General features: G+C 53.3%; 19 protein-coding genes. 8 read left to right on the top strand and 11 right to left on the bottom strand.

Annotated elements, in window-relative coordinates:
- The first annotated feature begins 545 nt into the window (after positions 1–545).
- Positions 546–860 (top strand): hypothetical protein, encoded by a 315-nt coding sequence (locus tag D781_RS23015; RefSeq protein ID WP_015673660.1) that lies wholly within the window; start codon positions 546–548, stop codon positions 858–860.
- Here the strand turns inward: D781_RS23015 and D781_RS17485 are convergent.
- Together D781_RS17485 and D781_RS23010 are read right to left on the bottom strand one after the other, a co-directional pair.
- On the bottom strand, positions 857–1,663 hold the full coding sequence (locus tag D781_RS17485) for a DUF4225 domain-containing protein (protein WP_015673659.1): 807 nt from the start codon (positions 1,661–1,663) through the stop codon (positions 857–859). The two genes, D781_RS23015 and D781_RS17485, sit on opposite strands and share 4 nt — an antisense overlap.
- A gap of 894 nt (positions 1,664–2,557) precedes the next feature.
- A protein-coding gene (locus tag D781_RS23010) for an IS3 family transposase (RefSeq protein ID WP_102024942.1) occupies positions 2,558–3,669 on the bottom strand; the annotation gives its coding sequence in 2 pieces (ribosomal slippage) (positions 2,558–3,408 and positions 3,408–3,669; 1,113 coding nt in all).
- Between the two features lie 230 nt (positions 3,670–3,899).
- Here D781_RS23010 and D781_RS17470 point away from each other — a divergent pair.
- On the top strand, positions 3,900–4,100 hold the full coding sequence (locus tag D781_RS17470; RefSeq protein ID WP_015673658.1) for a hypothetical protein: 201 nt from the start codon (positions 3,900–3,902) through the stop codon (positions 4,098–4,100).
- Positions 4,101–4,109: 9 nt separating this feature from the next.
- Here the strand turns inward: D781_RS17470 and D781_RS23005 are convergent, their stop codons facing one another.
- The 5 genes from D781_RS23005 to D781_RS17450 form a co-directional block, all read right to left on the bottom strand.
- Positions 4,110–4,775 carry an HNH endonuclease signature motif containing protein gene (locus D781_RS23005; protein WP_015673657.1) on the bottom strand — a complete coding sequence of 222 codons (666 nt, stop codon included), beginning with the start codon at positions 4,773–4,775 and terminating at the stop codon, positions 4,110–4,112.
- Positions 4,776–4,800: 25 nt separating this feature from the next.
- Positions 4,801–6,000 (bottom strand): tyrosine-type recombinase/integrase, encoded by a 1,200-nt coding sequence (locus D781_RS17465; RefSeq protein ID WP_015673656.1) that lies wholly within the window; start codon positions 5,998–6,000, stop codon positions 4,801–4,803.
- Between the two features lie 423 nt (positions 6,001–6,423).
- Positions 6,424–7,191 carry a molybdopterin-dependent oxidoreductase gene (locus tag D781_RS17460; RefSeq protein ID WP_015673655.1) on the bottom strand — a complete coding sequence of 256 codons (768 nt, stop codon included), beginning with the start codon at positions 7,189–7,191 and terminating at the stop codon, positions 6,424–6,426.
- On the bottom strand, positions 7,181–7,789 hold the full coding sequence (locus D781_RS17455; protein ID WP_015673654.1) for a cytochrome b/b6 domain-containing protein: 609 nt from the start codon (positions 7,787–7,789) through the stop codon (positions 7,181–7,183). The genes D781_RS17460 and D781_RS17455 overlap by 11 nt, the downstream gene beginning before the upstream one ends.
- Positions 7,790–7,803: 14 nt before the next feature.
- On the bottom strand, positions 7,804–8,427 hold the full coding sequence (locus D781_RS17450) for a DUF5666 domain-containing protein (protein ID WP_015673653.1): 624 nt from the start codon (positions 8,425–8,427) through the stop codon (positions 7,804–7,806).
- Positions 8,428–8,566: 139 nt separating this feature from the next.
- Here D781_RS17450 and D781_RS17445 point away from each other — a divergent pair, with 139 nt between their 5' ends.
- Positions 8,567–9,238 carry a heavy metal response regulator transcription factor gene (locus tag D781_RS17445; RefSeq protein WP_015673652.1) on the top strand — a complete coding sequence of 224 codons (672 nt, stop codon included), beginning with the start codon at positions 8,567–8,569 and terminating at the stop codon, positions 9,236–9,238.
- Entirely contained in the window at positions 9,235–10,662 is a 1,428-nt protein-coding gene (locus D781_RS17440) for a heavy metal sensor histidine kinase (RefSeq protein ID WP_015673651.1), read from the top strand. Before D781_RS17445 ends, D781_RS17440 begins: the two co-directional genes overlap by 4 nt.
- A 41-nt stretch (positions 10,663–10,703) precedes the next feature.
- Here the strand turns inward: D781_RS17440 and D781_RS17435 are convergent, their stop codons facing one another.
- Entirely contained in the window at positions 10,704–11,342 is a 639-nt protein-coding gene (locus tag D781_RS17435) for a glutathione S-transferase family protein (RefSeq protein WP_015673650.1), read from the bottom strand.
- Positions 11,343–11,521: 179 nt separating this feature from the next.
- On the opposite strand from D781_RS17435, the gene actS reads away from it, so the two are divergent.
- Positions 11,522–12,277 (top strand): amidase activator ActS, encoded by a 756-nt coding sequence (gene actS, locus D781_RS17430; RefSeq protein ID WP_015673649.1) that lies wholly within the window; start codon positions 11,522–11,524, stop codon positions 12,275–12,277.
- A 34-nt stretch (positions 12,278–12,311) separates the two neighbouring features.
- On the opposite strand, the gene lldD is transcribed toward actS, so the two are convergent.
- From lldD to D781_RS17415, 3 genes are all read right to left on the bottom strand, one after another.
- Positions 12,312–13,451, bottom strand: coding sequence for an FMN-dependent L-lactate dehydrogenase LldD (gene lldD / locus D781_RS17425; protein WP_015673648.1), 1,140 nt, complete (start codon positions 13,449–13,451; stop codon positions 12,312–12,314).
- A 46-nt stretch (positions 13,452–13,497) separates the two neighbouring features.
- Positions 13,498–15,078 (bottom strand): L-lactate permease, encoded by a 1,581-nt coding sequence (locus D781_RS17420; RefSeq protein WP_015673647.1) that lies wholly within the window; start codon positions 15,076–15,078, stop codon positions 13,498–13,500.
- Positions 15,079–15,411: 333 nt separating this feature from the next.
- The gene (locus D781_RS17415) at positions 15,412–16,332 is read right to left on the bottom strand and encodes a LysR family transcriptional regulator (RefSeq protein WP_015673646.1); all 921 of its coding nucleotides are present in this window, start codon (positions 16,330–16,332) and stop codon (positions 15,412–15,414) included.
- Between the two features lie 474 nt (positions 16,333–16,806).
- On the opposite strand from D781_RS17415, the gene D781_RS23000 reads away from it, so the two are divergent.
- From D781_RS23000 to D781_RS17405, 3 genes are all read left to right on the top strand, one after another.
- Positions 16,807–17,004: a DUF4762 family protein gene (locus D781_RS23000; protein ID WP_015673645.1), complete on the top strand. Its 198-nt coding sequence runs from the start codon at positions 16,807–16,809 to the stop codon at positions 17,002–17,004.
- A 189-nt stretch (positions 17,005–17,193) separates the two neighbouring features.
- Positions 17,194–17,865, top strand: coding sequence for a DsbA family protein (locus D781_RS17410; protein ID WP_015673644.1), 672 nt, complete (start codon positions 17,194–17,196; stop codon positions 17,863–17,865).
- Positions 17,865–18,812, top strand: a complete 948-nt coding sequence (locus D781_RS17405) for a hypothetical protein (RefSeq protein WP_015673643.1) — start codon at positions 17,865–17,867, stop codon at positions 18,810–18,812. Before D781_RS17410 ends, D781_RS17405 begins: the two co-directional genes overlap by 1 nt.
- Positions 18,813–18,822: the final 10 nt, after the last annotated feature.

The following is an 18,822-nucleotide window of genomic DNA, read 5'->3' as shown; positions in this document are numbered from 1 at the left end:
TCCTGATAAATCAACAAGTTATGATTTATCAGTTAGTTATGTTGCCCCGCTTTAGCAGGTACAACTTAAACTACCCATTGTTCTACGCCCGCACCTGTCGCGTGATTGGTCTGTGGTACAAGGGAGCATATCATCACGCTGGCGGTGGTTCCAAGTTCTTACCGCGACAGTACAACAACGAACAAAAAGCCGCATACCTGGCATAACTCCCGAACAGACTGATCATACGCATTTAAGCCCGATGTGCGGCCTTATGGCTGCGTAAACAGGTGAATAGTGGTAATGCCCCGGTAGCTACAGATCCGGCTCTGCCAGCGCTTCGCTCACGCTCCGAAAGGTACACGAGCACCCTGATAAGGTGTGATCTCTCTGAACATTGATGTAGTCGCCTAACGGCTCCGCTTGTTGCTTGTACCACTAACGGGGCTTTATGGCTGCTATTGTCTGAAATCTGAAACATTGCACAAACATCATGTGGATTGCTGTAAAGTTCATCAGTATGATTATGTGTGCCATTGCCAGTTAAGAAATGCGGAGAGGACAATATGGATGTTACTGATGAGGCTTTGTTGAGTTCTGGCTTTACACCATCGGATTTGAAGAAGATAAAGAACAACGTTGAAAGCTATGGTGGAACGTTGGGGAATGCAATCAGGGACCTGGCCAGGCGATTTATTCTTGCCGTGTGGGTTGTATCCGGTTGCCTTGCTGTATTCATTTTTCTTGTGATGTTCGCATCTGAGCAGAGTGTTTTCTCTGGTGCTATTGGCCTTTCTTGTGGCGCAGCGGTTGCAATTTTTATACAACCGCCTGTACTTGCTTATAAATCTTGGCGATTCTGTAGAGCGAACAAATCTTAATTAGTACTGTTATCAGTAGCCAGAAGATCAAAAATGACTTTCGCTTTGACACCATATCCAGCGATTTTCATCGTTAGCTTAGGCTTGCTCATTGTGTCAACTTTTCGGTAGTAATCACGCGGCAGCCAACGGAATAATCGCCAAGCTCCGGGTTTCCTTGCTAAGCTGAAGATACTATAGACACTCGCCCCTAGAGTCACCGTATTATAAAGAGCTAATCCATTTTTTGGGCTGAACCCCATAAATTGTGCGGTCTCCATTGCGCCATCAGCAAAAATTCCTTCCGACTTGGATTGTTCACCATAGCGAAGATGGCTTGCTTCTTTTGTTATACCGTTAATACCATCAACAAATAAAACTGCTCCTGCAAGAACTCCAACAGGGGTCATAGTGGACATCATAACCATCCCACCAAATAATGCTGCTCCAGATACCACTATATGGATTGCCGAAATCACGTATCCGACGATTTTATTGTTTTCCCTGACAAACTCGACCTTTGCATAAAGTTGGGCGGCCCTGGTTCTTAACAAGCGTTCTTGTTCTTGCAGATTATCTGTTTCGGCACGCAGATTTTTGATGCATATAATGCATTCTTCATCGGTTTTGGCCCGTCGTGCCGTTTCAAATTCTTTCTCTACGACCTGCCTTATCTCTTCGACAAAATTGATACGTGTTATCCCATCTTGCAAATAGAATGCTGATAACCGATTTGCAGTTTCGACGAGTTTCCGGGCTTCCAGATTTACCATGGTATCTGACCATGTTCTGTTCCAGCCCCTGTTGAGCAGCGCAATATCCATTAAAGACTCCTTCCCAAAATGTGTCTGGTCATTTTACGTGCAATAAGGTCGAAGACAACAGGAAATACTTTCACAACCCGCCCCCGTGGGTGTCCCGTTGCATTATCCTTCCAGTTTACATTCTCCTGTTCAAAATATCCCCGGCTCTGTTGGTGATCTGTTAGACCGCCAGCCCAGACCCTCCGCAAGGAACCAGAATGTTCACAAAATATCCAACAGCCGACACCCCTAGCAATGCACTTCACTACTTCATCCCATAGGCCATCACAACAGGGAAAACTTGCCACAACAGAGCATTTTGCTGTTCGTTTTCTGCTCTATTTAACATAATGGTTCTTATAGGTACTTGACTGGAATGGTCAGGTATTGCTTTTCGGAGCGTTGATGCGAAGCTGGGTACACGACAGCGATTTCATCAACAGAAGGAAAGCATTCGGGAGGATTTGAGGTTAGTTATCTTGTTCAAGGATTTTGGATGATTTTGTCTGGTCATCCCACAACTTCAGGTTTCAGGCCTTTGATTCTGCCAGCGTATCAAACGCCATAAAAGCACATTTTTCTGTTTACCAGCAGACACAAAGCCACTACAGCGACGTTACCACAACGGGTTGAAGGTTTGCCATCACCTAGCGAAATTCTCTCGTCCCAGCGGCCACAGATGCGTACCTTTTTCCACACCAGCGTATGCATTCTCACCTATCCCTTCTACGCTTCACCAGAAGCGCTACAGCGCGTCATCTCCACACAATTGTAACACTGACAAACCGATCGCACAGCGCCCCGCTGAGAGGCTCTCACAGGCCCAGGAATGGAGGGTTTTTCGTTGTTTTTGCTAAGAAAATTTAATTTTTCGGTTTGAGAGGGCGGACCGGTGATGGTGTAAATAGACCCGCTTTAGTTCCACACACTTTTTGAGATCCCGGCCAAGTAACACTGTTGGCGGTATTCCTCCGGCGTCAGGTTGTTCAGTGATTCATGCGGGCGTTCACAGTTATATTCTGACAACCATCGCTCCGTGATTTCACGCACTTCATTCAGTGTTCTAAACAGATAAAAATCGAGTATTTCTGTGCGATATGTCCGGTTAAAGCGTTCAATGAATGCGTTCTGCGTCGGTTTACCCGGTTGGATAAATTCCAGTTTTACCGTGTGTTTCTCTGCCCATTCAGCCAGTGCCAGCGAGATGAATTCCGGACCATTATCCATGCGAAGCATTACGGGATATCCCCGGTTTGCTGCGATCCTGTCGAGGACACGAACCACTCGTTGAGCTGGTAAATTAAGGTCTATTTCGATCGACAACGCCTCGCGATTAAAGTCATCAACGACGTTGAACGTACGAAAACGACGACCGCAAATCAGGGCATCATGCATGAAGTCAACAGACCAGCTCTGGTTTAACGCTTCAGGCGTAGCAAGCGGCGATGGATTACGTACCGGTAGACGCTGCTTGCCTTTGCGACGAAAATTTAGCTTCAGCAGACAGTAAATACGGTGGATCCTTTTATGATTCCACGGGTATCCTTGCCTCCGCAGCACCTGAAACAATTTTGGAAAACCATATCGTGGATACCGTTCAGCGGCAGCCTGCAATGCGGAAATAACAGGTTCGTCACGCGTAGTATTCGGACGATAATGATAAACCGTTCTGCTCAGGTTCAGGCTCCGACAGGCCTGACGGATACTGAGTCCGAACGCCGTTATCAGATGAGTGACCAGCTCACGCTTAAAGGCTGGTTTCAAAGCTTTTTTTCGATAACGTCTTTCAATGCCCGGTTCTCAAGGCTGATGTCAGCAAACATTTGCTTGAGACGCCTGTTTTCGTCTTCAAGATCCTTTATCTTTTTAATATCAGAGGCTTCCATACCACCGTATTTAGATTTCCAATTGTAGTAGGTCGCTTCAGAGATACCGACCTCGCGGCAGACATCCTTAACAGTTCGTCCGGCTTCAACCGACTTAATCACAGCGATGATCTGATGCTCAGTAAAACGGGCTTTACGCATAACGATCTCCTTCGTTGGCAGAATGAGTATGCCGGAAGATCTCTAAATGTGAATGGTTCGATTATGCGGGATACTTATACAATCACCGTTAACCCGCTAGCGGGTACATTTGGGGCTGACCATTTGGCCCCACCGTGAAGAATTGCCCATACCATCGCTGTTGGCGATTTGGCTATAGCCAAACCTACACGGCAGGTGATAGAGGGCGAGGCAAAGAAGAGGTGATTACTATGAAAATTCAATTCCAGACGAACAACGGTTTCCCATTGCTGACTGTCGCAGACGAGCGCGTTTTAGATTTTCTGAACGTTAGCGCCCTTTGTCGGTTCCTGAAGATTCCGCGCTCCTCGTTCATGATGGACGTTGAGCAAAGCGGGCTTGAGAAGGCAATCAGTGAAGCGCTGTTGAAGTTGAGAAAGAATAAAGCATGAAAGCCGGGATTAATCCCGGCTTTTTTGTAGCTTTTCGACGCTGATTAGTGCGGTTAATGGATCTTCCGGAGATAGAGCTTCATGTAATCCGGCATCATATACAGTATGAACACTAGCGGTAAGACAAATGCCGTTTGTAACATCCCACGCTTCCAGATCATTACATTTTGAGAAAGGCTTAATGTGACATGCTTCAAGAGCATATTGCGTCCCAGTCGCCTGGCACTTGTAACCCGCAAGGGCTTTGACGGCAGTGGCCCATTTTGACTGCTGAATACGTTGCTTCGCCATTGCCTCTTTTGTCTTCTCTGAGGCTGGCATTTCAAATATTTCTAATACTTCCGGTATTAATTTCCCGCAGCAAACGTCCCTAGCTGAATCCTCATTTATCGCTTGAAGATGGATATTTCCCATCAATGTTGATTCAAGGAAATTTGAAGAGTACCAACGCTCATTGGAGGATTGCAGCACACACCAAAAACCATCACGCCTGCCGAAATTACTACTCAGATATAAGCTGATCCAGTCTCCATTAGGATAACGAAGCCGAACAAATCCATGATATCTAAAAGCCGTCATGCCAGATTCCATATCATTGACTGGGTCAGTGACTTTTTGGTTGTATAAATCGATCATCCTCTCTGGGCGCTTGCCATAATAAAAAGTATGTGCCACTGGTTACCTCCCTGATCTGACTTCGCTATATTATACCTTCGTAACCGACCAGTTCGACATACCCTGATAGCTCCCTCATCCCCGCGCCTTTGCTGTAGGTTCTGAATGCTTCGGTTTTCGCTTTCTGTTCGGTGTGTCCAGTGATAGCACCGATCCGTTGTTCTGGCACTCCTGCACGGTCTAAGCAGGTGATGAACATTCCGCGTAAGCTGTGGAAACATTGCCGATCTGTAGCTGTTGGCAAAACGCTATCACGCAGCCGGGTGAACTTTTGGCTGTACCACGGACCCCGCTTGCCATCCTTCCGAATGATGTTATTAGACTGAGCCAGAAGATACTCTCCGCTGTTATTTGCCAGATGCTTATCAACAATCTCCATCAGTAGCGAGTGGATCGGAACATACCGCACTCCGGCTACAGTCTTGGACTTGCTGACAAAGAAACATCTGGCACCCTCCAACATTACAATTTCATCCCGCTTGATGCTGGCGATCTCATCAAGTCGCATTCCAGAGTACAGGGCGATCAAAATGACATCACGTATAACGTCATCGGCTTCTCTGACAAGGGCTTGCAATTGTTCAGGTTCAAATGGCTGATAGCTCTCTATCGTGCGCCGGGCTTCAAGGTTGTGACCGTGAAACGGATTGCTGTCTGGTATCGCGTCGTAGCGGCGTTTGGCGAACTCGTACAGACTCCCCAAAGAGGTTAGCCAGTTCTGCACGGTCTGAGGTGCCGCTTTTTTCTGTTGGTCTTCGATGAAATCAGTAACGGTTCTGCGTCCGATCTTGTTCAACCCAATATCAACTTTACCGATACTCTGAAGAAAAACTTCTACGGCTCTCGCGGATTTGCTGAGTGTGGAAAATGCCCGACGTTCACTATAAACCGTCATGTATTCATCACGTATGACTGCCAGCGTTGGGATCGGAGATACTGCTACAGGCGTGCTCTTGGCTTGTTTTATCGTGGAATGGAGTGTGGTGATCGCATTTTGGATGCGAATGTCTTCGCGGTCAGGGTTCAGTAGAGCTTTCAGATTGTTGAACTCAATCAACATGTGATTTCTGAAGTGGCGAACCTTAAGAATGTCTTTTGTCCCAGTGGATTTTCGCCAGGCTCGTTTATTGTCGAACAGATGACGCATGTACGCAGGTACAAGGACCTGAAAGATCCATACGCCCGAATGACTTTGAAAAAGATACTGATTGTTCTTGATAGACATGATTTTGATCCTCTAAAATCACGCCATCAGGTACAGCCATATGTACAATGTCGGGATGGAGTAACGAGAGCTTCCCAAGCTCTATACGAGGGTTCGATTCCCTTCACCCGCCCCATGCCTTCTCAACAAATAATTCTACGTATAATCATTAAATTAGCTAAGGCTTCCTTGTTAATTACGCTGATATTTAACGTACGACCTCACCGATTTTTTAACGCTCCGGATAGCCTTTCACTTTTCTCTATTAATAGCAGCCTGAACGAATGCGTAGGTGTTACGAGGCAATCCATTTTGGGGCTTACCATGTTGAAGTCCGTGGCTCTGTTTGTCGCCTGCTTTGTGGTGTCATACGCTGAACATAGCCAAAGAAACGGGCGCATAGCGCCCTGGATAGACGTTGCCAGAACTCGCTTCCATGGCGCCTCAAATCCCGCTGAACCAGTTATAGCCCTGATCCTCCCAATAGCCGCCGGGGTTGGTGTCGCTGACGAAAATGGCGGCGATATGCTTGGCGTTTTTAAATCCCAGCTTGGTGGGCACCCGTAACCTCAGGGGGTAGCCGTATTCCGCCGGCAGCGCCTTACCGGCAAAATCCAGCGCCAGAATGGTTTGCGGATGCAGCGCGGTGGCCATATCGATGCTGGAGTAGTAGCGGTCCGCGCATTTAAAACCGACGTAACGTGCATTGAGATCGGCGCCGACATGCTGCAGAAAAACGCGCAGCGGCACGCCGCCCCACTGGCCAATCGCGCTCCAGCCCTCAATACAGATTAAGCGGGTGATCTGGCTCTGCTGCGGCAGGCGCTGCAGTTGCTTCAGGGTCCACGGCGCCGTTTTCGCCACCTTGCCGGAGACTTCCAGCTGATAGCCGCTCAAATCGACTTCCGGCACGTTGTATTCCGGGTAGTAGGCGTTAAACGGAAAGGGATGCGTGATCTGATCAGGGCGATAGGTCTGCGCCAGGCGCTGCCCGCTGAACAGCCAGGACTGGACCCGATCGTTCCAGCGAGACATCGCCCACAGCACTTTATCGACCTGGTCGCCGTCTTGCAGATTACAGCCGGTCAACATCGCCACGCCGCCCAGAGTTAAGCCGGAGCGCAGCAGCAGCCGGCGCTGCAGATTCACCAGCTGTTTTTTCTGATCCGGTTCCAGCGTCGGTGCGCGGGGCGACGATTTTTTATCCTTCACGTTTACCTCCTGACAGCATGGCCCACAGCGTGCGCGGTACGATAATCACCATCAGCAGGTGAATGATGACAAACAGCCCGACCGCCGCCATGGCGAAAAAGTGCACATAGCGCGCGGTGTCAAAACCGCCGAACAGCGCCACCAGCCAAGAGAGCTGCACCGGCTTCCAGATCGCCAGCCCGGAGAGCACCAGCAACAGGCCAAGTAGCAGAACGCCGAGATACATCAACTTTTGAATCGCATTGTATTTGCCGTGGCGGTGTTGCAGCCGCAGCGTCAGCGTCAGCCAGATATCCCGCCGCAGCGCGCTCAGGCGCAGCGGCAGCAGGTCGTGACGAAAGTGACCGCTGAACAGGCTCCACAGCAGATAGCACAGGCCGTTGAGCGCCAGCAGCCACATCAGCGCCAGATGCCAGCCGATGGCGCCGCCCAGCCAGCCGCCCAGCGTGATGGCGGGCGGAAAGCGGAAGTCGAACAGCGGCGAGGCGTTGTAGATTTCCCAGCCGCTCATAAACATGCATGTCATGGCGAACAGATTAACCCAGTGGGTGATTCTGACCGGCCAACGATGCACCGGTCGCGACAGTGAGTCTTTCATCGCGGCCTCCCGTATTACATCGGCGGCACGGTACCGTCTTTACCGGCAGAAATGCGCGTGGCGACGCGTTCACCTTTGTCGTCAGCGGCAGAGAACAGCACGATATGCGTGCCGGGCTTCAGCAGGCTGCGATCGCCGGGATCGAGCGTCACAATCGGCGTACCGTCCGGCACGATGACGGTTTTCTGCTGGTTGTTGTAATTGACCGTCAGGGTGCGGCCGTTGGCGTTCACCAATTTACCGACGGTGCCGTTGGTCATGGTATCGACTTTGCCATCGGCGGATTGCCAAGCGGAGTGGCCCTCACCGGAACCGCGCAGGCTGGCGGCGAAGACGTGCACCTCCAGCGCTTTCAAACTGCCGTCGGCCTGCGGGACGGCGGCGGTGCCAATAAAGCTGTCGGGCTTGATATCGGCGGTTGACCCTTTCGATACGCTCAGCACTTTGGTCTGGTCGTTGAGTTTTACGCTGACTTTTTCCCCTTTACGGTCGGTCAGCTGCAGGCTGTTATCGGAAACCTGATCGATAGTGCCGCGCAGCGGGGCGATGACTTTGCCGGGCATTTGGGCGGCGGCGATGCCGCTGCACATCAGCAGGCTGGACAGCAGTAAACCGGCAATACGACGTTGAGTAAGCATAATGTTCTCCTGTGGTTGATTGCCGATTAAGCATGGTTGAAGGATTGGGACAGCACCATGTCTGTTTGATGACATTAATGTCATCAAGTCACCCGGTGGAAACTGCTAATCTGTTGGCAGGCGGAATGAGGTGGCGAGAATGCGCATATTAGTGGTTGAAGACGATACCAGCACCGGCGACTACCTGAAAAAGGGGCTGGGAGAGGCCGGATACGGCGTTGATCTGGCACGCAACGGCACCGATGGTCTGTTCCGGGCGTTGGAGCATGGCTACGACGCCATCGTGCTGGACGTGATGCTGCCTGGGATTGATGGCTGGCAGATTATTGAGGTGTTGCGCAAGAAAAGCGACGTGCCGATTCTGTTCCTGACGGCGCGCGACGGGGTGCAGGACCGGATCCACGGTCTTGAGTTGGGCGCCGACGATTATCTGGTCAAACCGTTTTCCTTTACCGAACTGGTGCTGCGCCTGCGAACGCTGCTGCGTCGCGGCACGGTGCGTGAGTCCGATCACTACGCGATTGCCGACCTGCACATCGATGTGCTGCGGCGCAAAGTAACACGCCAGGAAACGCTGATTCCGCTGACCAATAAAGAGTTTATGCTGCTGCATCTGCTGGCGCGGCGGGAGGGGGAAGTGCTGTCGCGCACCATGATTGCCTCTCAGGTCTGGGATATGAATTTTGACAGCGACACCAACGTGGTGGATGTCGCCATCAAGCGACTACGCGCCAAAATCGACCGGCCGTTTGCGACCAAGCTGATTCATACCGTGCGCGGTATCGGCTACGTCTGTGAGGCGCGCCCGTGAGCGCGCTGGCCGAGCGCTGGCGGACGATGTCGCTGACGGTGCGCAGCGCCATCCTGTTCGCCGTGGTGGCGGCGCTGGTGGTCAGCGCCGCCGGCAGCTACCTGTATGGCGCGATGCGCCAGGAAATGGTTAATCGCAGCGATATGCAGGTGACCGGACGCATCGACTATTACCGCAAACTGTTGAGCCAGCGTTTTCTGGTGGAGCGGCTGGTCGCCAATACCGGGCTGTTTGAAAACATGCTGGGTAATGAGCAGGACGTGTTGATCTTCCAACTGCAGGGGAAAAAACCGTTAATCAACGTAAACCCGGGCAGGCTGACGCTGCCGCCGGTGGTGCCGACGTCGGTCGGCCAGCCGCAGCGACTGGCGGCGGTGCGCGGCGGAGAGACGTCGCAGGGCGTGCCGATCCGGCTGGCATCGGCGCTGGTGCAGTTGGAGGACGGCAGCGTCCTGCAGATCTCCGTCGCCCATGTGATGGCCAACGAGCAGAAAATGCTGGCGCGCTATCTGTGGCGCGTGCTGGCGGCGGTGGGGATGGCCTTCGTGCTGATTGCGCTGCTGGGATATTGGGTGATGCGGCGTGAGCTGCGGCCGTTAAGACGCATGGCGGCGCAGGCGGCGGCGATTGCGCCCAGCACGCTGTCAACCCGGCTGAGCGAGCAGGGCGCGCCGCAGGAACTGCAGCAGCTGATTGCGTCATTCAACGCCATGCTCGACCGGCTGAACGAAGGCTACCAGCGCCTGACGCAGTTTTCCGCCGATCTGGCGCATGAGATCCGCACGCCGGTAGGGGCGTTGATGGGGCAGTGCCAGGTGGCGCTTTACCAGTCCCGCAGCGTTGAAGAGTATGAAACCCTGCTCTCCACCAATATGGAGGAGCTGGAGCGCATCTCGCGCATGGTGGAGAATATTCTGTTTCTGGCCCGTGCCGGCAATGCGCACTCTGCGCTGAATTACCGTACGCTGGATATAGCGGCGGAGCTGCAGCGGGTGGCCGATTACTTCGAAGGCCTGGCGGAAGAGCGCGGTATTCATCTGGCGTGTCAGGGAGGCGGCCGGCTGTGGGCTGACGCCATGCTGTTTCAGCGGGCGCTGAGCAATCTGGTTGCCAACGCGGTGCGTTATGCCGATGAGAATAGCCACATCATACTGTGGGCCGGTACGGAGGGCGACGCGCAGGTGGTGCGGGTAATCAATCAGGGGCCGCCCATTGACGCCGCGCACCTGGATAAACTGTTCGATCGCTTCTACCGCGCCGATGCCGCACGCAGCAGCCAGGCCAGCGGGCTAGGCCTGTCCATTGTGCGCGCCATTATGACGCTGCATGACGGCGAGGCCCGCGCCCAATGTATCCCGCAGTCGCCTGCTGCCCGCATCGTTTTCAGCCTGATCTTTCCGGCCCAGGCGCAGAGACAGGCGTGACGGGTAAGGGGATATTTCCCCCTTGGGTGTAAAGCGGCGTCTTAAGCCCTGAGTTCTTCGTAAGACACCATAACGTGTTCGCGGAAGGCGGGGCGTTCCGTCAGCCGATCGTAGTAGCTGCGCAGGTTGGGCAGTGGTTGTCGGTCGATGTCTATATCGTAGTAACGATACAGCACGTGCCCGAATTGGATATCTGCGGCGGAAAATGTGTCGCCAGCCAAAAACGTCTGGCCTGCGAGGCGCTGTTCGGCAATCATCAGTTTGTTCTCAAAGGCCTGCAGCGCCTGGCCGATCGCGGCGGGATCGCGTTCAGCCGCGGGCGTACGCACCACGCGCCAAAAGATTGGCGCGGTAAACAGCAGCGCCACGTTAAGTTTTGACCATTCCATCCAGCGGTCTACATGGGTTCTGGCGATTAAGTCGGCGGGCCAGAATTCGTCCGGCGCATAACGGTTTGCCAGGTAGCGCAGGATGGCGCCGGTTTCCCACAGCGGCGGGAGGTCGCCATCCCGGAGTACGGGGATGGTGCGGTTCGGGTTCAGCGCATAAAATTCGTCGCTGTCCGTGCCGCCGAATCGGTGTCCGACGTCATGTCTTTGATACGGTAAACCCAGCTCGCCAATGCACCACATAAGCGCCTGTACATTGGATGAGCTCTTTCTTCCCCAAACTTCCAGCATGAATCTGTCCTTCTTGCCAATTGATGTACGCTAAAGGAAGCGCCCCATTAGAAAAGTCGAAAATAGAGTGATGGCGGGAAAGCCCGCTTTTTGACTGCCTGTTTTCAGGTGTTAACATAGACGGTTATTATGCATCTTGCGTATACCATTATTGACATACGGCTGATTGAGGAAAGGTTTTGAGCAGAGGGAACATATCTGCGGTGTGGCGCCGTTTGGCGGTGTGTCTGACGCTTGGCCTGTTGCTGGCGGGCTGTTCAGGCAAAAATAACTACAACCGTGATTATGATAAATTGCCTAAAGGCAGCTACAGCGGCAGCACCTATACCGTCCAGCGCGGTGATACGCTGTATTACATTGCCTGGATTACCGGCAATGACGTCAGTACGCTGGCGCGCACCAACAATATCCGTCCGCCTTATAGCCTGGCAGTCGGACAAAAATTAAGAGTCAGCCCCGGCGCGACGGCAAAAAGCAGCGGCCGCAAATCCGGCGGCCGCACCTCCGGCAGTGTGCTGACGAAAAGCACGCCGCCGCCGGGCGTCTCGCGCTGCTGGCGCTGGCCGACCGACGGCAGGATCGTCGCCCGTTTCTCCACCACTGACGGCGGGAACAAGGGCATCGATATTGCGGGCCGTCGCGGCCAGCCGGTGTATGCCAGTTCCAAGGGCAAGGTGGTGTATGTCGGCAACCAGCTGCGTGGCTACGGCAATCTGATCATGATTAAGCACGGTGAAGATTTTATCTCGGCCTATGCGCATAACGACACCACGCTGGTGCGTAACGGACAGGATGTGAAAGCCGGACAGAAAATTGCCACCATGGGCAGCAGCGGCGCCAATTCCGTTCGCCTGCATTTCCAGATTCGCTATCGCGCGACGGCGCTGGATCCGCTGCGCTATTTACCGCCGCAGGGGCGTGCTCCTTCCTGTTGAACAACGGGGCCGGCGTTTGCCGGCCCCGTCTGCTTTACAGCGCTTTAACCAGCGAATCACGGGTGATTTCGCCGATGGTTTTGGCGCCGGTCAGCGTCATCGCTACCCGCATCTCTTTATCAATCAGATCCAGCAGGTTCGCGACCCCGGCTTCGCCGGCTGCCGCCAGCGCATACACGAAGGCGCGCCCCAGCAATACGCTATCGGCGCCCAGTGCAATCATCCGCACCACGTCCAGCCCATTGCGGATGCCGGAATCGGTCAGAATGGTGATATCACCTTTGACCGCGTCGGCAATTGCCGGCAGGGCGCGGGCGGTGGACAGCACGCCGTCCAGCTGGCGGCCGCCGTGGTTGGAAACCACAATGCCGTCGGCACCGAAGCGCACGGCGTCTTTGGCGTCTTCAGGATCCAGAATGCCTTTAATGATCATCGGCCCCTGCCAGAACTCGCGGATCCACTCCAGATCTTTCCAGGAAATTGACGGATCGAAGTTGGCGCCGAGCCAGCCGATATAGTCCTCAAGGCTGGTTGGCGTACCGCGATAGGCCGATACGTTGCCGAGATCGTGCGGTTTGCCGTTAATGCCGACGTCCCATGCCCATTGCGGATGGGTCATCGCCTGCAGGATACGGCGCATGGCGGCGTTCGGGCCGCTCATGCCGGAGTGCGCATCGCGATAGCGGGCGCCGGGCACCGGCATATCGACGGTGAAGACCAGCGTTTTCACCCCGGCTGCCTGTGCGCGTTCCAGCGCGTTGCGCATAAAGCCGCGGTCTTTCAGCACATACAGCTGAAACCACATGGGGCGGTTGATGGCCGGCGCGACTTCTTCGATCGGACAGACCGAGACGGTCGACAGCGTGAAGGGAATGCCCTTGTTGGCGGCCGCGCGCGCCGCCTGTACTTCACCGCGCCGCGCGTACATGCCGGTCAGGCCGACGGGTGCCAGTGCTACCGGCATCGCCAGCTTTTCGCCGAACAGGGTGGTTTCCAGACTCAGTTCGGACATATTGCGCAGCACGCGCTGGCGCAGGGCGATATCGGCCAGATCCGCCGTATTGCGCTGCAGCGTGTGCTCAGCATAGGCTCCGCCATCAATGTAGTGGAACAGAAAAGGCGGAAGTTTTGCCTGTGCTGCGGCCCGGTAGTCGGTTGAAGCGGAGATGATCATAATGCGTCCTTTACTTTATCGTTAACTTAAACTTACTGTGCTTCGCTCAGAATGCCAGTATCAGCGCCATGCCGGCGGCGATCGCGCCATAGGCCAGCATGGGCAGTACGGTTTTTCTGATGATCTTGCCCTCGGCCTGGGTAATGCCGAGGATTGAGCAGACGGCGATGATATTGTTCAGGCAAATCATATTGCCCATCGCGCCGCCTACGGACTGCAATGCCAGCGTCAGGTTGACGTTCAAACCGCTGCTGACGGCGATGGAGTGCTGAATACCTCCGAACGTCAGGTTGGAAACGGTATTTGAGCCGGAGAAGAACGAGCCGAGCGCGCCGAGAAAGGCGGAAAACAGCAGCCAGCTGGCGCCGGTGGCGTCGGCCAGCGCCCGGCCGATAATCATTACCGGCGCGTTGTCTCCGCCCAGCATCAACAGATTGACCATGATCAGCGCGCCGAGCAGCGCGATAAACGGCTTGCCGATGCTGCGGGTGGTTGCGCCGAAGATTTGGCGCACCTGCGGTCTGCTTAACCTGAACAGCGGAATGGCGAGTAACACCACCAGCAGAAAAGGGATCAGCGCCGGTACGTACAGCGTTTTATAGCTGGCCTGGGCGCTGGTGCCCAACACCTGCTGCAGTTCGATTATCAGCGCCTTGCTGATGCTGAGTTCTCCAAGCCAGCCTAGGCTGCCCTGCCACAGCAGGACGGTGCTGTTTAGCAGGGATTTCAGCCCCAGTTGGTGAATGCGCGTGACGATCAGAATCACGATCAGCAGCAACGTCGGCGTCATGGCTTTCAGCACCTGGCCAAAAGGCACCGGCTGGGCGTTGGACGGGGTTCTGTCGCGCGTCAGGCCGATATTGGCGCGGGCCAGCAGCACCGATAACGTCAGGCCGATAGCGCCGCCCAGCAGCGCCGGAAACTCGTAGTTAACCTGCGCCAGCAGCAGGTACGGCAGCGTACAGCTGAGCACGCTCAGCAGAATAAACGACAGGTTCTGACGGATCTGCTGCCAGGAAACGATAAAGCGCAGTGCCAAAATCGGAATGATCAGTCCGGCGACGGTATGGATCAACGCGGTTTGGCGGCCGATTTCCAGCAGGTCGGCGTCGCTCAACCCCAGGTTGGCAAAGCCGAACCAGGTTGGCGTGCCGACGGCGCCGAAAGAGACTGGCACCGAGTTCATGACCAGCGTCAGGATAGCGACGCGCAGCGGGTTAAACCCCAGCCCAACCAGGATTGGCGCGGCGATGGCGGCCGGCGTGCCGAAGCCGCTGGCGCCCTCAATCATAAAGGCAAATGCCCAGCCGATAATCATCAGTTGGGCGACAGGGTTGGGGCTGATATTTTCCAGCCAGTTGCGCACCACGTTTTCCGCCCCGCTGATTTGCATCAGTTTATTGAGCAAAATGGCGCCGGCGATAATGGTGATCGGGGTGAAAACCGCCACCAGCGCGGTAATCACATTGGCATGTAATAGCAGTAAATCACCGTTGAACCACAACAGCTGTAAGGCATAGACCACTAGGGCGGTTAACGGCAGAGCGATATAAGCGGGGGCGCCTTGGTGTTTCGTCATCATCCATATCAATAAGATGATCGGAGCGATACTGAAAAACAGGGACATAGGATCCTCAGCGGTTATTATTTTTATGCGGTAGGGTGACCGGAAAACGTCAATATCTGCGACGACATTATTCTAATCACAACATTATTCGATGTTCTATGTTGCATTTTTGCAACATTTGCGAAGCAGGCGCGTCAGGCAGTTAAGAGTGGAGGGGAAAGGAAAAAGAGGTGCTATTTATCTTGTTTTAAATCATTGAGTTAATGCGTTGTTTTGTGTGATAAACGCGCGGAATCACATTTATTAGGCGTTAATTAGCCATAGATTATCGCCTAAAATCGCCTAATCAAACGCCCGTTTGCGACATCAAGGCGGGAAATAACGTGACGGTCTTCAAAAATAATGACTGATTTTTTTATAGCTGCTAATGATATGTTCGATCAGCAGACGGGTTTTCAACGGTAAATTACGCGTGTAGGGGTACACGGCATAGACGCCGAGCACCTTTCCGCAGTGACCGGCTAATATTTCCACCAGCTTTCCATCCTGCAAATCTTCATACACCATGCAGCGGGGAACCATCGCGATGCCATGGCCGGCGATCACCGCTTTGCGAATGGCGCGGGCGTTATTGGCGGACAGATTGCCGTTAACCTGTAGTTCCTGGATAGCATCGTGGCCCGGCTGTTTGACCAGCCAGTTGGCGGTGCCGCTTTCCTGATAGGTATAGGTCAGACAGTTATGCGCCAGCAGATCGGCAGTGGTCTGCGGCTGCGGATGCTGTTTGAGATAAGCAGATGAACAGACGATCACCCAGCGCGAATCCAGAATATGCCTGGCGATCAGGCTGGAGTCGGGCATGGTGCCGGTGCGTATCGCTAAATCGATGCCTTCGTTGACCAGGTCGACAAAGCGATTTTCCAGCCGCATTTCAACCTTGAGCTCGGGATGTAACGCGCAAAATTCGGCGACGCTTTCACTGAGTAACAGTTCGCCGGAAATGGTGGGCACCGACATTCGTATCGTGCCGGTCAGCGCTTCACTTTTTTCACTGACGGCATACAGCGCCTCCTGCATTTGCGTGCTCAGGTTTTTGGCATGGCGGTATAGCATTGCGCCGCTTTCGGTTGGCGTCAGGCTGCGGGTAGTGCGGTACAGCAGACGGGCGCCGAGCGATTTTTCCAACTTGCCGATCCGTTTACTGATGACCGAACTGGTGATACCGGCGCTTTCCGCCGCTTTGCTGAATGAGCCGCAATCGACGATAAGCGCGAAGAGTATCAGATCGTTGGCGTATTCATGAGTTGGCAACATAGCGGCCGGCTTTCCTGTATTAATGCAGTGGCGGATAGTGTACGGGCTGACGACGGGGAAACAAACCGTTACGGAGAGGTTTTAGTCGGGTTGCATGTGCGACTGGTCGGATCAGATCTAATCCTAAAATTTGCAGGGATTTCATAAGAATCATCCTTGTTTGTTTTATATGTAATATGTAGCTATAAATATATGCATAGTTTTCTTCTTATCCTTTTTACGGGTTTTCATTAAGAAAAATCCCGTAGTGGCGCCATGTCAAAGTAGATTTTGGTGCAATGGTTAGATGAAAATCTTATTGATATACGTATTCCTGATGGTTATTATTCTTTTAACTTTCATACACCAATGATTCCATAAATAGGAAGCTGCATTTTAATAAGTGTGGGCTATTTTCACGTATATTAAAAATAATCATCCCTCTCAGGATGAAGTAATGGTAAGTTTGTAGCAGTTAAACATAAGGATATAGTAATGAAAAAAGTAACTCTGCCGGTAGCGGAAGTGGTGATTGGCGGGACGTGCAAAAAGGATTGCACGGATAGTTATGAGTGGATTGGTACTCGCCCAAACCGGGTATGCAACTTGGTTCGCACCTGTACTGATAAGTATGGCAAGGTGCATCAGACATCTCTGCCGGTCGCTGACGGTGAATGCCGCCCAGGTGGTTGATTTCCGTTAATTGATAATTCATGTGAATTAATATCAGGGAATAATATTTATACGGATGCGATATAATTTGTCGCATCCGGTTTTTGTATTGTAGGATGTTAGAGTACACGGACGGGCTATTTTTTTTGACCATATCCTGCTCCTTCTTTGTAAAATGACGGAAATTAGCTAATTCCAGGATGAATAATCATGTTTAAAAATCCGCTGGCACTGATTGTATATACGTTGTTTATTATTGTTATTTCTTCGCTGATTACTACAGCATATATCCACTATTTTGTTTTAGGTGGGCAAAATGATGATATTCCGGCGTTGACGTCGATCGGTGACGAGCGGATTAAAAACAGCCCGATAAAAGAGGACAATGCCATTGTCGAGATTTTCTCTTATGGCTGTCACTACTGCGCAAGTAATGAAGACAACGTTAAAAATCTTGAGTCGCAACTGCCGCCTGGCAGCAAGCTGGTTCGTCTGCATATCGGCAATCAGCAAAACAGTGGACTGTCCGCCTATGCGCCGCTGTTCGCCACGCTGTCTGTGATGGGGCTGGAAGAAAAATACCGCGAAAGCGCCTACCAGGCGATTATCAAAGAGCGCCAGGATCTCAGCGACCCGGCACAGTTGGGGCAATGGCTGCTGGATAATGGCATCGACCGAACTGACTATCGCAGCGCCAGCCAGTCGCAGGAGACCAAGGACCTGCTGGCCTATATGACGGCGGTTAGCGAGTACCATCAGGTAAATGCCACCCCGAGCTTTATCGTCAATAAAAAATGGCTGGCTCAGCAGGATAGCGATTTCCCTACCTTTAGCAAAAAGCTGCTGTCACTGCTGAAAAACGATAGCCCGCAGGAACCGTAATGCGTTTCTTTGCGGTATGGGTTTACCTGAGCGCCTGTAACCTGTGGGACCGAGCGATCGGCCAATGGCATCGGCTGCTTTGGCTGCGCGGCCGGTTACTGTGTCTGATGCTACGGCATACCGATTACCGTCTGGCATTGGCGGTGAGCGAGGCAAGCCGCTGGCTGCCGTTTGTTAATCGCGGGCTGCGGGGACGTGCGGCGGTGGCGCGCGCCAATCAGCGCTCCCTGCTAGGCGACGGGCCGCAGGTGGACTTTATTCGTCAGATGCGTCGCCGGCAGGTGCTGGAGCTGGCGGCGACCTATGGGCGTAATCGCCAACTGCTGGCGCAGATGGCATCTTGCAGCGCCCAACTGAATCAGATTGTCGCACCGCTGCATGCCGCCGGTTCCCCGGTGATACTGGCACCGCTACACATGGTTTCCGACATTCTGGCCGGGATGGTGGGCGGCGAAGTATCCCCCGGTAAAGCGACGGTGATCGTATCATCCGGCGCCGAGGTGTATCAGGAACAGGCGCGCAGGCAGGGCGGCGTTAATCTGGATTACTGTTCGATTCATGATGATAACCGTGCTATTGCCGGCAACCTGACGTCTGCACTGATGGAAGCGGCCGACAACCAGAGAAATATCATTATTTTTCCTGATATTACGCCAGATTATACGGCAACCGCCAACCGAGCCAGAACGGCAAAGCTGCCTTGCCGATTGTTTGACCGTCCTGCCAACGTGCATAGCGGCGTGGTGCGTTTGGCGCGCGCACTGTCCGCCAGCGTGGTGTTTTATTACCTCTATTACGACCGCGGCATCAGGATTCATATCTTTCCACCGGTAAAAGCCGGTGCACTATCGCAGGCGTTGCCGGAGGTTATTGAAACCGCGCTGCGGCAGCGCCCTGAAGCCTGGATGCTCTGGCATGCGCATTCGTTGTTTTTTATCAATGAATAACCTGGAACTG

Source organism: Serratia sp. FGI94, assembly GCF_000330865.1.
Lineage (GTDB): Bacteria > Pseudomonadota > Gammaproteobacteria > Enterobacterales > Enterobacteriaceae > Serratia_B > Serratia_B rubidaea.
The sequence above is the reverse complement of the archived record's forward strand: the minus strand, read 5'-3'. Positions and strand labels throughout refer to the sequence as shown.

Excerpts from the sequence above, each read along its gene's own strand:
- D781_RS23015 (WP_015673660.1), top strand. The coding sequence starts at position 546 with ATGGATGTTACTGATGAGGCTTTGTTGAGTTCTGGCTTTACACCATCG.
- D781_RS17485 (WP_015673659.1), bottom strand. The coding sequence starts at position 1,663 with ATGGATATTGCGCTGCTCAACAGGGGCTGGAACAGAACATGGTCAGAT.
- D781_RS17470 (WP_015673658.1), top strand. The coding sequence starts at position 3,900 with ATGAAAATTCAATTCCAGACGAACAACGGTTTCCCATTGCTGACTGTC.
- D781_RS17465 (WP_015673656.1), bottom strand. The coding sequence starts at position 6,000 with ATGTCTATCAAGAACAATCAGTATCTTTTTCAAAGTCATTCGGGCGTA.
- D781_RS17455 (WP_015673654.1), bottom strand. The coding sequence starts at position 7,789 with ATGAAAGACTCACTGTCGCGACCGGTGCATCGTTGGCCGGTCAGAATC.
- D781_RS17450 (WP_015673653.1), bottom strand. The coding sequence starts at position 8,427 with ATGCTTACTCAACGTCGTATTGCCGGTTTACTGCTGTCCAGCCTGCTG.
- D781_RS17445 (WP_015673652.1), top strand. The coding sequence starts at position 8,567 with ATGCGCATATTAGTGGTTGAAGACGATACCAGCACCGGCGACTACCTG.
- D781_RS17435 (WP_015673650.1), bottom strand. The coding sequence starts at position 11,342 with ATGCTGGAAGTTTGGGGAAGAAAGAGCTCATCCAATGTACAGGCGCTT.
- lldD (WP_015673648.1), bottom strand. The coding sequence starts at position 13,451 with ATGATCATCTCCGCTTCAACCGACTACCGGGCCGCAGCACAGGCAAAA.
- D781_RS17420 (WP_015673647.1), bottom strand. The coding sequence starts at position 15,078 with ATGTCCCTGTTTTTCAGTATCGCTCCGATCATCTTATTGATATGGATG.
- D781_RS17415 (WP_015673646.1), bottom strand. The coding sequence starts at position 16,332 with ATGTTGCCAACTCATGAATACGCCAACGATCTGATACTCTTCGCGCTT.
- D781_RS23000 (WP_015673645.1), top strand. The coding sequence starts at position 16,807 with ATGAAAAAAGTAACTCTGCCGGTAGCGGAAGTGGTGATTGGCGGGACG.
- D781_RS17410 (WP_015673644.1), top strand. The coding sequence starts at position 17,194 with ATGTTTAAAAATCCGCTGGCACTGATTGTATATACGTTGTTTATTATT.
- D781_RS17405 (WP_015673643.1), top strand. The coding sequence starts at position 17,865 with ATGCGTTTCTTTGCGGTATGGGTTTACCTGAGCGCCTGTAACCTGTGG.